Consider the following 14,807-nt stretch of genomic DNA (forward strand, 5'->3'; position numbering starts at 1 on the left):
ATGAGTCCTCAAGGGCTGATCAAAAACGCACGGACAGGCCGAGTACCGGGCCGCGCTGGGTAACGTCGTACTTGAAGCGGTTACCGGTGAAGTCACGGGTCTGATACTCCTGGGACAACACGCGATAGCCCGCACGCAGGATAGTCGGGTATTGGAAAAGGTAGGTTCGATAACCCAGATTGCCCTGGGCGTTGTAGCTGTTCTTGGTGGCGGTATCGAAGCCGCCCAGGTCGGCTTCGCCGGAGAGCGTCCAGCGATCGGTCAGGTCCGCCTGCATCCGCAGGCCGAGGAACGGGTCGCTCCACTGGGCCTTTTTCTGCGTGGCAAAGCCGAGGCTGTCGATCTCCAGTTTGCTTGCCAGCCGGGTCCAGCGCACACCCGCGGTGGGCTCGACACGCCAGGCCCGAGGTTCGCCGAAGATCGTCGCGCCGCCCAAAACCTGCTCGTAGGCGCGGTAGTAGGCACCGACGGCAACGGTGGTCTGGGTGATGGAGAGTCCGACTTTCTGGCCCATTACGCGATGGGACTCGTGGGTGTCGGCGTAGACCCCATCGACGTAGAAGCCAAGGGTACGGTTGGTGACTTCGAGATTGCCCATGAAGACCGAGTTGAGGTTGCCCAGGGTCTGTGAAAAGGGCACGTCGACATGGGTATTTACCCCGCCCAGCGTGGCCTGTCCGCTCATCGAGGGCGCCCAGACAAAGGGGCTGACCAGTACCAGCCATGGAGCGTCGTCACGATCGGCGATGGTGCTCGAGCCTTCGGCCCAGGCCATGGGGCCCATCATGGAGGTGCCCATCATGGATAAGGCGGCGCTGGCGATGAGCAGGTGGAGGCGTGTTGTCTTGGAACGCTTGGGCGTCATGGGCGGTATTTTCCACTTTTGCACAATGGGTTCGCTCCCCGAAATCAATGCTGATCCAAGTCGGTTCCACTGTATCGGGGGGATGAGGTGACAAGCAGGGACATTAACTAATAAAGCAAGTAAGGATTTTATATTGCGCTCTATTAGTTGGAGAAGGAGGGGCTGTCCGCATTCATTCCAGTCTCATTCATTTGCGCTAAAAAGCAGACGAGTACGAGAGTCAGTAATGCGGGTGGCAATTATATTATTCCTCCGACACTGATGGAACTTAACCATCATCACCCTGTGAACACCATGAAAATAAATCTCATTATCGCTGACGATCACCCTGCACTCATTGCAGGCATAAAGTACGAGTTGTCGAGTATTCATACATTGGAGGTGGTGGGAACCGCCAGCAACTCTACCGAAATAGTGGAGTTACTGGCGAAAGAGCATTGCGACATCCTGATCACGGACTATGTGATGCCGGGCGGGGAGTATGGCGATGGCATGACCATGCTTTCCTTCCTGCGGCGGCGCTACCCGAACCTGAGAATCATCGTCTTCACCACGATTGACAGCCAGATCATGTTGACCGAACTGATCAAGCTCGGCGTGCATTCGGTCCTGAACAAGGTTGAGCACATCAGCCACCTGATATTCGCCATCCACGCGGTGCACGCCGGGGCGACGTATTTCTCGCCGAAGCACTATCCCAGCAGCAGTACCTCAAGGCACGCACAGCCTCACACGACCCGCCGCCTGTCGCGGCGTGAAGCCGAAGTCATACGCCTCTACGTGTCCGGTCTTTCCATCAATGAAATTGCCAGCCAGTTCAACCGAAGCAAGCAAACCATCAGCTCGCAGAAGACCAGTGCCATGCGCAAACTTGGCATTAAGCGCGATGTCGAGTTGATTCGTTTTGCACATGAGATGGGATTGGTCATCACCACTCGCCCTGATGATTGCTTCGAGGCAAAGATCGATTAGTTGAAAGGATTCAGTGGCCAACTTGGCACTTTTGATACTGGTCTGATTGTTCGGCTACAGGCGTCTCTAGATACTGACGGCGTTCGCCATCAATAGCGGTTACTTCATCGTGCACAGGGAACTTTCGATTGTTAAATCCCTTTTCCTGCTGTCGGCATTCCGCTTTCTGGCACGTCATCAGAGGATCGACCATGAGTTGCCATGTGCTCCAAAATATTGAACTCGCTGCCAACTGCACGTCGGCTGTACAGGCCATTGCTCATGACTTCGTATACCTGCCTGAAAATCCAGAGGTGGCCGATGCACGACACCCGGCGGTCTTCTCGCGTATTGAGCCGTTGATCAACGACAAGGAACTTATCCAGGCGATTGTCGGCGACAAGGCGTTCCGTGTGGTCTTGCAACCTCAGCATGACCTGCACAGCGGCGCCCTGGTCGGCGCTGAGGCGCTTGCACGCTGGAACCATCAGCGTCTCGGGGAGGTGGCGCCGTCGGTGTTCATGCCAGCCTTGACCCGCATGGGCATCGAGCCGGTACTGTTCGAGCACGTCATCAACCAGACCCAGGCGCTGCTGCGGGTGTTGGTGGCGGCCGACGCTGCGTGCCCGATTTCAGTCAACACGTCGGTGTCGACGCTTTCGCTCCCGGGGCTCTTGCGCCAGCTCGATTCCAGCCTGAACCAGAGCAGGGTGCCCGCGCGCCTGATGAAGATCGAGATCACCGAAGACCTGGCCATCGATGACGTGCACAGCCTGGCCGATGAACTGCAGTGGCTGCGTTCCAGGGGGTTCGGGATCAGCATGGATGACTTCGGCACCGGCACATCCACCCTGGAAAGATTGATTCAACTGCCGTTCACCGAGCTGAAGATAGACCGCTCGTTTGTGCGCCGCATGCTGGATGAACCCGCCGCTGGCGCGGTGGTGCGGGCAGCGCTGGAGCTGGGCAAGGCCCTGGGCGTGGACGTCGTGGCGGAAGGGATCGAGTGCGCCGAACAGATCCAGGCGCTGCGTGAGCTTGGGGTACGAGTGGGGCAGGGTTATGGGTTGGCGGCGCCCATGGAGCTCGATGCCTTCATTGCCTACGCGCGGGCCGATGCCGCCGGGCGCCGCACTACCGCTCGCCCCCCTAGCTGAACCTGCCCACGGGCGCATGCCTCACTGCGGGTTGGAATCCGCCACGCGGGGGGAGTCGGATGCCGTGGCGATACCGGTTTCGTAGGCGAAGCGGAACAGGTCGGCATCGCGCTCTATGCCCAGCTTGCGCATGGCGCTGGTCTTCTGCGAACTGATGGTCTGTTTCGAGCGGTGCAGTTGTTCGGCGATTTCGTTGATCGATTGCCCGGAAACGTAGAGCCTGATCACTTCCAGCTCTCGCTTGGTCAACTCCAGCCCTTTCCCGCTATTCCCATGAGCGCTGGCCGATCCTGCGCGCGCGTTCTCGGAAGGGAAATAACGAGCCCCGGCATGCACGGCGTGGATGGCCGAAATCAGATGACTGGTTTCATTGACCTTGCCCAGCACCGAGTCCACTCCAAGCTTGGCCAATTCCTGAGTGATGGCGGGACTGTCCAGTGTGGTGAAGACGACAATCTTCAAGGTCGGAAAACGGCGGCGCAGATAGGAAATGAAGATGATCCCGTCGCCATGTGCGCCTCCCGGCATCGCGTAGTCGGTGACCAGCACATCGCAGGGGTGCTGCTGCAGCAACTCGACCAGTTCGCCGGAGTCGCGAGCAACCCCCACGACCTCAAGGGTCGGGATCGCCGCCAGGTCATGTTGAATACCCGACAACAGGGCAGGGTGATCATCGGCCAGCAGAATACGAATTTTCATGATGGATGCGCATGGCTCTTGGGAAGTGGAGAGGCGACCGATTAAAACCGCCTCGAATCTATAATAAAACCACTGGCCAGAGTAGCTCGCTGATTGTTTCCAGGGGAAAGGAACTAACGCCTTATTCATTCCAGTACTAAAAGCTGGGCAATAGGACTAGTGCCTGTCCACAACGACGCTCAAGCCATCCTGAGTAAGTCTGACTGGGTTCATAGTGTGCTCTTTCAACAGGTTGAGCCCAATGCTGTGATCGACTCCCACCTTAAAGTCTTGACTCGCTATCGCCGTTTTCAACGACTGCTGCTGTTTGGAGGAGGCCTGTTCACCACCCTGATGGTGTTATTGACTTTTTCACTGGGAGTGCAGGATCGCCTGCGCACGCATTTGGAAGCCTTGCGTCAGGTTTTCATCGTCAACCGCAACCTGCTGGCGACACAGGACACCAACGCCCTGGTGGCGCCATTGAGTTCCAATGGGCTGTGCGGCAGCGTGCTGATCTTGTCCCGCGAGGGCGAAGTACTGGCGGGTACCAGCGGCCTTTGCGATGACGACCAGGTACTGCCGACCGCCTATTTGCTTGAGCTGGTCGAGCAGCTCGAAAAAAACCACTCTCCGTTGCAGGAGCGCTATGAGAATGGGCTGTTCAGCCTTTCCGGAGTGGTGGCGAACAAGGACTGGGTGCTGGTGCACACCTGGACCTGGCGCAGCATTGGTGTGGTGATCGGCCGCCAGATGGGCATGGAAGGGCTGCTGACCCTGGCGACGCTGGTCCTGATGTGGCTGTTGTTGATCTCTCTCAAGATGCGGGTCTTTCGACCGTTGCTGGAATGGGCTCGACGCGTTCATGAAAGCGAAAAGCTCAACCGCGCCCTGATCGACACGGCGCCGGTAGGCCTTGGCTTGATTACCCTCGACAGCGGCCAGGCGCTGCTGTGCAGCCCGGCGATGCTGGAGGTGAGCAAGCACATGGCGCCCGAGGAGTCTTCGTTGCCGGCGGCCTTCATCAAGCGACACAACGAATTGATGCGCGAATACTCGGGGCCTTCTGGGAAACAGCGCGCGGCCTTCCAGGAAGAGTTGAGCTTCGCGCTGCGCGATGGCTCCAGGATCGACCTCTCGGTGAGCATGGTGCGAGCCCGCCATAAGGGCCGGAACGTGCTGGTAACGGCCTTCACGGATATCACGGCGAAGAGCCGGGTTGAAGAACAGCTGCGTGAAGCGCGTCAGGCCGCGGATTCGGCCAATGCCGCGAAATCGGCGTTCCTGGCGGCCATGAGTCATGAAATACGCACACCGCTCAATGCCATTCTCGGCAACCTGGAATTGCTGTCGCATTCCGCGCTGGATGCGGTCCAGCGTGACCGGCTGGGGGTGATCAGGGCGTCGTCTGATGGGTTGCTGGCGATCATCAGCGACGTCTTGGACTTCTCCAAGATCGAGGCGGGAGAAATGCGCCTGGAGCACATCGAATTTGACGCGCTGGAGGTGCTGTCCCGGGCGTTGATGATATTTGCCCCAGTCGCCAGTGCCAAAGGCCTGACCTTGATGGGAGAACTCGGGCAGGCCTCGACGCAACCGGTGCGCGGTGATCCGACCCGGCTTGGCCAGGTGGTCCACAATCTGCTGTCCAACGCGATCAAGTTCACGGAGTCCGGTCAGGTCCTGCTGCGCCTGACGACGGACAAGCCCAGATCGCAGCTGGTGATCGACGTCCAGGACACCGGCATCGGCATGTCTGCCGAGCAACTGGCGCGCTTGTTCCAGGCCTTCAGCCAGGCAGATACGTCGATCAGCCGACGGTTTGGCGGCACCGGCCTGGGGCTGGCCCTGTGTTCGCGCCTGACCCAGGCCATGGACGGTACGCTGGCCGCGGACAGCGTACCGGGCCAAGGCAGCCGCTTCACCCTGTGCCTGCCCTTGGGCGCCTGTACCCAAGCGCCGTTGCTACCAAGCTTCAACGGCCAGCACGTGCTGTTGATGGCGGCCGCGCATTCGGCCTGCAACTACGTCTGTGGCGTGCTGCAGGCCTGGGGCCTGCGCGTGACCTGCTACAGCCATCCGGCGCAGGTTGGCTCGGGCGCAGTCGCTGCGGCGGCGGCACTGATCCTCTGGGGAGAACGCAACAGCTGGCAAGCCGTCGAGGAAAACCGCCTGGTGGAAGAGGCCGCCTGGGTTGTCGACTGCGCCATCGAGGGCACGCGGGAACCCGTAGCCGCAGGACGCTTGCTGAGTGTCTCGATGTTCGCCCTGCGGGGCCTGGCCACGTGCCTGCGTCATGCCCTGCAAGGCGAAGCGCTGGCGGCCCCGCAAGATGGCAGAAAAGTGCTGCTCAAACCCTTGCGAATTCTGGTGGCGGAAGACAACGCCTTGAACCGGCAGCTGTTCCGGGAACAGTTCAAGTTGCTGGGGTGCGACCCGTTGGTGGTGGCCGATGGCGAACAGGCACTGGCGTGGCTGGCCCATGAACACTTTGATGTGTTGCTGACCGACCTGGGCATGCCCGGGCTCAACGGTTACGAACTGGCGAGCCAGGTGCGCCAGCGCTGGCCCGACATGCCGGTGCTGGCGGTCACGGCCCATGTCACCCCACAGGAACTGCAGCGTTGTGAAAACGCCGGGATGTTCCGGGTGCTGGGCAAGCCCTTGTCGCTCGATACCCTGGCGCAGGCGCTGTCGGAGGCCACAGGCACCGAATGCACTTACTGCGAAGTCGGCCAGGGCGTGGGGCTGTTCGGCGGGCAAGTGTTGCCGGAAACCATCCAGCAGATGTTCTGGGAATCCTGCGAGGCCTCGCTGACAGTGCTGCGCCAGGCGCGCAGCGACGGCGACGTGCAACGCATGCTCAGCGAGCTGCACTCCTTGCGCGGCATGCTCGGGGTGTACCGGATGCGTGGGGTGGGGCGCAAGCTGATCGATGCCGAGGAAGGACTGCGGTTGCGGGCGTTTTCCGCGCTGGAGGAGGTGGATCTGCTGATTTTTGAACTGGAGGCGGAGATCAAGAGGGCACGCGCCACCATCCACGTGTGAGTTTCTCTTTACCTTGCCTTGAGCAGGCGAGCCATACTCCAGCGAAATGAGTGCACTGTGGGGGGCATTCGAGTGATCACTACAACCTCAGACCAGAATGGTGTACTGACCCGGCTGCGGCGCTATCAGAACCTGTTGGTCACCGGCGGTGGCATCGTCATCACGGTGCTGGTGCTGGCAGCTGGCGTACTGGAAGTGGTTGCCTCGGTCAGGGCCTATATCGCCCGGAGCCATGAAGAGGTATCCATCGATGTGCGCCGAATCATGGATTTCAGCGCCCGAGCCACCGCGACACTGCGCAACAACGTACAGAACATGGAACTCGCCTGGGAGCATGCCGGCGCGCCAGACAACCTGCGGCTTCAGGCGTACGCCGCCGGCGGCAACCTGCTGCGGATCAACGCTGCGTCTGCTCCGCTGTCGCTACTGGTGCTGGGCAGCAAGCCCGAGGATCGAGCAACCGAGGCCTGGCGCTATATTCGCCTGGCCGAGCAGATGGCCCCGGCCACCGCGGTGATCGCCGCGCGAAACGCCGGGGACCTGAGCGTCTATCTCTACAACCCTGAACGCAGCCTGCTCATCCTCGCGGTAGCACCCTGGCCTGGAGCAAGGTGGCAGGAGCGAATTGCCGCGAACCGTGACAGCCTGTTCCAGGCCTTGACCCACCAGGGCGACCGAGCCCTGCTCACCCCGGACACCCGCGAGCAGAAGGCCGCGACAGGGCTGCCGGTGTTCCAGTGGCTGGCGCCCTACGACAGCCCACTGACCGGCGCCCCGGCGATCCGGGTGGCAACGACCTTGACCGGACGCAACCTGGAGCGCTTTGGCACCCTGGTGTTTGAGCTGCCCCTGGCCAGCTTCGCCCAGGAACTGCCGCAAACCGGTCTGCAAGGCACCTGCATGATACTGGGGCCCGATGGATCGCTGATCCTGTCCTGCCAAAGGGACGGCGCCGCACCGGCCCTGCAAGCAGCCCGCGAGGCATTGATCGCGGGCCTGGGACGCAGCCACCAGAGCACCTATCTGCAAAGCCATGTGCTCAGTGGCTGGCCACTGGGGACGACCTCATGGACATTGGTCTACGCCCAGTCATGGCAGGAAATCGCCAAGGCGGTCGCGCCGCAGATCGCGCTCTCGGCCCTGACCTCGGCGCTGATCATCCTCGCGACCTGGGGGGTGTTGCTGCTGGTCAAGTGGCGCTTGCTGGCGCCGGCGGTGGAACAGTCGCGACGGGTTTTTGAAAACGAGCAACTCAGCCGGACCCTGGTCGAAACAGCGCCGGTAGGGTTGGGCTTGATCGCCGTCGACAACGAGCGCCCATTGCTGCGCAGCCCGGCAATGATCGAACTGGCCCGGCAGATCTCGCGCCCCGGAACCAGCCTCTCCGCGCTGTTCGCCCGGCACTTCAAACAACACCAGACGCCATCGGATACGCCGCCCGGGCACATCCTGCGCCAGGAGGAGCTGGGGGTTTCCACCCTCGACGGCCAGCACATCGATCTGTCGGTCAGCATGGCCCAGGCCCGCTATCAGGACCGGGATGTGCTGGTAACGGCATTCACCGACGTCACCGCAAAGAAACGCCTTGAGCAGCAACTGCGCGAGGCACGTCAGGCGGCGGACCTGGCCAACGCGGCAAAGTCGGGGTTCCTGGCTGCCATGAGCCACGAAATCAGGACACCGCTGAATGCCATCCTGGGGAATCTGGAGTTGCTCGCGCACTCGCCACTGAGCCAGCGTCAGCGCGACCGCCTCAAGACCATCCAGGGGACGTCCGATGCTTTGCTGGCGATCATCAGCGATGTGCTGGACTTTTCCAGGATCGAAGCGGGCGAGTTGCGCCTGGAGGACCTGGAGTTTGATGTCCTGGAAGTCGCGGCCCGCGCGCTGATCATGTTCGCGCCGGTGGCCCGGGCCAAGGGTCTGGGCTTGGCCGGCGAGTTGGGGGAGGGCGCTTCGCTGCCAATGCGTGGTGATCCAACACGTATTGGCCAGGTGATTCACAACCTGCTGTCCAACGCCATCAAGTTCACCGACAAGGGGCAGGTGCTGCTGCGCCTGGGCCTGGATGAAACCACCCGTGCGGTGACCATAGAGGTCGAAGACAGCGGGATCGGCATGACCGCCGAGCAGCAGGCGCGACTGTTCACCGCCTTCAGCCAGGCCGACGCCAGCATCAACCGACGTTTCGGCGGCACCGGATTGGGGCTGGCGCTGTGCTCGCGCCTGACCCAGGCCATGGGCGGCAGCCTGGTGGTGCAAAGCGAAGCCGGCCACGGCAGTCGATTTACCCTGCGCTTGCCACTGGGCGCGGCGACCGGCCAACCGGACCGGCCGCAGTTTGCGCAGCAACCGGTACTGCTGGTGGCGGCCGCCGCAAACTGGCGCGATTACCTGACCGCGGCCTTGCAGGGATGGGGCTTGCAGATCCGAGCCTATGGGCATCCGGCGCAACTGCAGGCACAGCAACTGGAAGACGCCGCCGCACTGATTCTCTGGGGCTCTCGGCAGACCTGGCATCCCGATGACGAAAACCGCCTGGTGGAAGAATCCTCGTGGGTCATCGACTGCAATGAAGACGGACCGGCGGAGCCACTGGCCGCCGGTCGCGTGATCAGTGCTTCGGTCTTCGGCCTGCAAGGCCTGGCCGCGGCCCTGCGCTACAGCTTGCAGGGCAGGGCGTTGGCGAAATCCGAACCCGGCCTGTCCACCCTGGCCAAACCGCTGCGGGTACTGGTGGCCGAAGACAATGAGGTCAACCGCCGGCTGTTCGAGGAGCAACTCAAGTTGCTGGGATGCCTCGCTACCACGGTTGACAGTGGCGCACAGGCGCTGGCCTGCCTGGAGCAGGAGCCTTTCGATATTCTGCTGACGGATCTGTCGATGCCGGGCATGGACGGTTATGAACTGGCCCAGCGGGTTCGCCAGGGCTGGCCTGACTTGCCGGTGCTGGCCGCCACCGCGCATGTCACTCCACCGCAGCGCGCGCGCTGCGAAGAGGCCGGGATGGCCCGTGTGCTGAGCAAGCCGCTGTCGCTGGCGGACCTGGGCCAGGCCCTGGCCGAAGCGACCGGCACCGAGTGGGGAGGCCAGGTCCGGGCGGGCGAGGGGCTGTTGGCCGACAATGCGCTTCCTGAAGACATACAACGCGTGTTCCGTGAATCCTGCCGGACTTCGCTGACCACCCTGCGCCAGGCGCGGGACGCGGGCAATGTCGAGGCGATTCTGGCGGAACTGCACTCACTGCGCGGCGCCCTGGGTGTGTTCAATATGCAACACCTGGCCGAGCAGTGCGTGAACCTGGAGCAGGACGTGAGGGCCAGAGGTCTGGACGCTTGCAACGAAGGCGTGGAGCCGCTGTGTGACGCGTTGCTGGCCTGCGTGATCACGGCGCCCGAGTCGACGAACGAACTCCTGGAACGGATCCTCCAACTGGCGCAAAGCGCGGATCCCGAAGCCGCGGTGACGCAGATCGCCATGCTTGCGCGCCAGGCCCAACACCTCCAGCGCAATGCTTGACTGTCGCAACACCGCGCAGCCACGCATTGCCGTAGGCCGGCCCGACACACGTTGTTGTTCTCGGAAATATTTCGGCCACTCGTATAAAAAATGATCTGGATCAATAAAACTTTTAGCCCGCCAACTTTCCCCTCTCGCCAGTTCAACTTCCGGACTGGTCCTACATTAATTTTCGCTGTTTTTCCTTAGCATTCTTCCGTGCCGGAAACGGCTATTAAACAGATATGCAAAGGCCCGTGGAGTGGTTTGTTTTCCATCGGCAAACGGTATCTATACTCCATTAAACGCAGACACTAATACATGAAAAAGCTCATTCTAAGCATTGCAGTTATTTCGGCAATGGGGCTCTCGGCCACCTCCAATGCCGCTCCCACTGTTGGCGCTTCTGGCACCATCACCTTTAACGGCATCATCAACACCGATAGTTGCGTAGTGCACAGCGACGGCCCCGGCAGTTCGGGTGGCAACCTGACTTACAACCTGGGCACGGTGTCTTCCAGCTCCCTGGGTTCGGAAGACCAGCCAAACGTGAGCACGACCAACGTGACGGCGCTGCCAACCGATCTGAACCTGGTGATCGAGTGCGCCACGACACCGACTTCGGTTGACCTGAAGCTGACCCCGACGCAGACATCCGGCAAAGGTATTGCCGTGACAGGTGGCGCGCAAAACGTGCAGATCATGCTGACCAAGGCCGACAACAGCATCATCGACTTCACCTCGGGCAGCTCGACCTTGAATGGCTTGGTCAGCGGCGGTAACAGCAGCATGAACCTCAAGGCCTACTACACCCGCAAGGCAGGCAAGGCGGTGGCTGATGTCACTGCCGGCCAGGCCAACGCCACCGTGGCCTACACCCTGTCCTACAACTAAGCCCTCGGCTTGCCTCAAGCAGGGGTGCAATAACCTGCTTGAGGTCTTCCTCCGGAGGATTGCGTTTTGATAAGCCTCACTATCCGCAACTTCATGACCCGGGTCATGTTGCTGACGGCGTGCTTGATTTTCAGCCTGTCCAGCCAAGCCGCCATTTCACTCAGCGGCACTCGCCTGGTGTTTGATGGCAAGAACAAGGAAGCTTCCATCATTGTTCGCAATGCAACTTCGAAAGTTCTGGTCCAGTCCTGGATCGAGAGTGATACACCTGACGATACCGGTGAACTTCCATTCGCTGTAACACCGCCATTGGCGAAGATGCAGCCCAATGCACAACAACTGTTACGCGTGCTCTACGCGGGCAACAGCAAGTTGCCAACCAACACAGAAACCGTCTTGTGGCTCAATGTTCAGGAAGTTCCGGAACAAGTGTCCGGCGACAACACGCTGCAATTGGCGATCCGTCAACGAATCAAGTTGTTCTATCGCCCCGCGGGCATCACCGGAACAGCCGCCGATGCGGTAACCGGCCTGACATGGCAACTGGTCCAGCAGGCAGGGAAAGCAACGCTGAAAGTGGTCAACTCAAGTGCCTTTCATGTGCCGATCAATACCGTGGACCTGAACGCCGGGGCTCAACAGGAAAAGCTTTCGACGCCGTTCATGATCGCACCGGGTGAAACCCGCTACTTGCCGCTAAAGAATGGCACGCCCCCAACCCAGGCGCGCTTGAGCTTTCAGGCCGTGAATGATTACGGCGGCGTGGAAACCTTCAACGCCCAGCTCGTCAATGGCGCCCCCGCTCAAGCCACACGCGCCGCGCTTTAACCACGGACCCGAGATTCCCCCAGGTTCTTTCATGCAGGCGTTCAGAGCCGGCCGTTGATATCCGGGCTAGTGGTTGCATGTTCCTTTTCTTGAACAGACTCCCTCGTGACTATCATGTCGACACCTAGCTCGATGTTCACCTCGCACACGCCCGTTTTTGGGTATCGCGCCAGTATCCTGAGCCTGTTGCTGTCGAGCGTGTGCCTGTTTTTCTACAGCGACACCCTGGCGGCGGACAGCCCGGCGAACGGCACGCCCAGCCTCGGCACGCAGCAGGTGGCCAAAGCTGACGCCGTGGCCCCCACCCACGCCGAAAGCAGCGATATCAGAGGCTACAACGTTGCGTTCCTGTACGGCGTGGGGCAATCCGTGGATGTCAAAACGCTGTTGATGAACAGCGATGTGCTGCCAGGTATCTATCGGGTCGACATCTACGCCAACAACACCCTGGTCGGCCGCCAGGATGTAACCTTTTCGGAAAACCCCAAATCCGGCGAAGTCGAGGCCTGTTTCAGCGAAGAACTGCTCAAGCTAGTCGGCATCGACACCGGCGCGCTGCGCCATGAAGACAAGCTCAAGGGCGACCCCCTCTGCTACCGTCTGGCGGACCTGATCGATCAAGCCAGCGCGGTCTACGAGGCCCCGCGCCTGCGCTTGAACCTGAGCGTGCCGCAAGCCGCGATGACTCGTGAACGCCGCGGCTACATCGATCCGTCCGTGTGGGATTCCGGTGTCGCCTTGGGGTTTGTCAATTACAACCTCAACAGTCGCTACGACTACAGCGCCCGCGATGAAAACCGCCAATCCACCAACCTCGGCCTGCGCATGGGGCTCAACCTGGGTGACTGGCATCTGCGCAACAACTCCTATCAGACTTCCGGGACCGGACAACCTTCGAAGTTTCAAAGCCAGAACACTTACCTGCAGCGCGATATCACCCCGCTGAAAAGCCAGCTATGGCTGGGGGAGACCTACACCAATTCGCCGTTGTTCGATGGCGTGCGTTTTCGCGGCGCGCAGATGGCGTCGGACGAGGCCATGCGCCCGGACAGCGAGCAAGGATACGCGCCGGTGATTCGCGGCAGCGCCGAGTCCAATGCCACCGTCGAAGTACGCCAGAATGGCTACCTGATCTACAGCACCAACGTGGCGCCAGGCCCTTTTGAAATCACCGACCTTGCGCCATCCGGTTCCAACGGCGACCTGGAAGTGACGGTGATCGAGGCCGATGGACGCCGTCGGGTCATGCGCCAGGCATTTTCCAGCCCACCGTTGATGGTGCGTGAAGGACGCGTGGTGTATGACGCCACGCTGGGGGAAGTCCAGCAGGGCTCCGGCAGCGGCGAACGCCCGGTCTTCGCCAACGGCTCGATGATGTACGGCTTGACCAGTGACCTGACTCTGGCCAGCGGCCTGCAGGCCTCGTCCGGATTCCAGGCCTACAGCCTGGGGGCGGGGCTCAATACCAGGATCGGAGCGGTGTCCCTGGACGGTACCCAGTCCAACAGCAGCGTCGATGGGGCGAGCAAGTCCGGCCAGCGCGTGCGCCTGCGTTACGCAAAGTTCCTCGAAAGCACCAACACCAACGTATCGGTCAACGCCCAGCGCAGCCTCAGCGAAGACTTCCGCAGCCTCACCGACCATGTCTATGCCAGCAACGCTGCGCAGGAAGGTGCCTGGTACTCGATGCATCCTTCGTCCTCGCGGACGCGCCTGGATGTCTATCTGGCGCAGAACCTGGGCAAGGACAACCGCTTCGGCAACCTGTACCTCAGTGGATCGGACGAGCGCTATTGGGACAATTCCAGTTCGCGCAGTTACTCGGCGGGCTACAGCAATTCCTGGCGCAGCCTCAGCTACAACCTGGGTGTCAGCCATGCGCAGAACGTTAGCTCGCCGGAGTATCGCAACCGGTACAGTGACACCACGCTGACACTCTCACTGTCCTTCCCCCTGGGCTCGGGGGAACGCCCACCCCAGGTCTTCATGAACAGCACTCGTCAGCAGGGCGGCGACACCAGCCTGCAGACCGGCGTCACCGGCACCTTGCCCAGCGACCGCGACGTGAACTATTCGGTGGTTGGTGGCCGGGGCACGGACGGCACGGGCAGTGGTTCGGCCTCCATCGGCACCAGCACTGCCTTCGGCAACATGAGCGCCGGCTACAGCTACGGCAACCAGCACCACTCGGGTTCGCTACAGGCCAATGGTTCGGTTGTTGCGCATGCCGGAGGCGTCAACATGGGCCAGCCCCTGAGCGAAACGTTTGCCATGGTCAAGGTCGAACCAAGCATGGCGGGTGTGCCGGTGTCGAGCTACTCCGGGGTGAAGACCGGCTCCAACGGCTATGCGGTGGTGCCCAATGCCACGCCGTATCGCGCAAACTGGCTGGGCCTGAGTGCCGATGGCGTGAACTCGGACGTCGAGATCGATACCGCCATGCAGCAAGTGGTGCCGCGCCGTGGCGCTGCGGCACTGGCCACCTTCAAAACCAGCAGCGGTCGCCGGGTCCAGTTCGAGTTGTTCCGGCCGGACGGCAAGCCGATGCCTTTCGGTGCGACGGTGGATCACAACGATGGTCAGCGCCTGGGTATCGCCGATCCTCGTGGAAGGGTGCTGGCCTTGCTCAGCGAGGAGCAGGCTTCGGGTGAACTGCTGATTCGCTGGGATACTCAGCAGTGCCGAGTGCGGTACGCCTTGCCAGAGAAGAAAGCAGGGGAGAATTACCAGAACATTTCGCTGAAGTGCAACGACGTCACACCAGCGCCCGACAAGCCAGCGCCTGCACCGAACAAGGGCAGGGGGGCTGCAGCTGTCGTTGCCTCCTCATGATCATTGCCTATCCCTGAAAGCCCCGCAGACGCCAATCGCGCACCGCCTCTCAAGGG

General features: G+C 61.2%; 9 protein-coding genes. 7 read left to right on the plus strand and 2 right to left on the minus strand.

The window, feature by feature from the left end; genetic code table 11:
• Positions 1-19: 19 nt before the first annotated feature.
• Positions 20-865, minus strand: a complete 846-nt coding sequence (locus LXM55_RS03050) for a hypothetical protein (protein WP_325169827.1) — start codon at positions 863-865, stop codon at positions 20-22.
• Between the two features lie 294 nt (positions 866-1,159).
• On the opposite strand from LXM55_RS03050, the gene LXM55_RS03055 reads away from it, so the two are divergent.
• Together LXM55_RS03055 and LXM55_RS03060 are read left to right on the plus strand one after the other, a co-directional pair.
• Entirely contained in the window at positions 1,160-1,837 is a 678-nt protein-coding gene (locus LXM55_RS03055) for a response regulator transcription factor (RefSeq protein WP_233318462.1), read from the plus strand.
• 293 nt (positions 1,838-2,130) lie between these two features.
• Positions 2,131-2,973, plus strand: coding sequence for an EAL domain-containing protein (locus LXM55_RS03060; RefSeq protein ID WP_233318463.1), 843 nt, complete (start codon positions 2,131-2,133; stop codon positions 2,971-2,973).
• 21 nt (positions 2,974-2,994) lie between these two features.
• Here LXM55_RS03060 and LXM55_RS03065 read toward each other — a convergent pair whose 3' ends face one another.
• On the minus strand, positions 2,995-3,672 hold the full coding sequence (locus LXM55_RS03065; RefSeq protein WP_233318464.1) for a response regulator transcription factor: 678 nt from the start codon (positions 3,670-3,672) through the stop codon (positions 2,995-2,997).
• A gap of 342 nt (positions 3,673-4,014) precedes the next feature.
• Here LXM55_RS03065 and LXM55_RS03070 point away from each other — a divergent pair, with 342 nt between their 5' ends.
• From LXM55_RS03070 to LXM55_RS03090, 5 genes are all read left to right on the plus strand, one after another.
• A complete protein-coding gene (locus tag LXM55_RS03070; protein ID WP_233318466.1) occupies positions 4,015-6,699 on the plus strand; it encodes a hybrid sensor histidine kinase/response regulator in 2,685 nt (894 codons plus the stop codon).
• Between the two features lie 72 nt (positions 6,700-6,771).
• Positions 6,772-10,218 carry a hybrid sensor histidine kinase/response regulator gene (locus LXM55_RS32490; RefSeq protein WP_233318468.1) on the plus strand — a complete coding sequence of 1,149 codons (3,447 nt, stop codon included), beginning with the start codon at positions 6,772-6,774 and terminating at the stop codon, positions 10,216-10,218.
• Positions 10,219-10,518: 300 nt separating this feature from the next.
• Positions 10,519-11,091 carry a fimbrial protein gene (locus LXM55_RS03080; protein WP_233318470.1) on the plus strand — a complete coding sequence of 191 codons (573 nt, stop codon included), beginning with the start codon at positions 10,519-10,521 and terminating at the stop codon, positions 11,089-11,091.
• Between the two features lie 66 nt (positions 11,092-11,157).
• Positions 11,158-11,919, plus strand: a complete 762-nt coding sequence (locus LXM55_RS03085; protein WP_233318472.1) for a fimbrial biogenesis chaperone — start codon at positions 11,158-11,160, stop codon at positions 11,917-11,919.
• A gap of 114 nt (positions 11,920-12,033) precedes the next feature.
• Positions 12,034-14,751, plus strand: coding sequence for a fimbria/pilus outer membrane usher protein (locus LXM55_RS03090; protein ID WP_233318475.1), 2,718 nt, complete (start codon positions 12,034-12,036; stop codon positions 14,749-14,751).
• The last annotated feature ends 56 nt before the right edge of the window (positions 14,752-14,807 follow it).

This window comes from Pseudomonas sp. Au-Pse12 (genome assembly GCF_021341665.1).
Lineage (GTDB): Bacteria > Pseudomonadota > Gammaproteobacteria > Pseudomonadales > Pseudomonadaceae > Aquipseudomonas.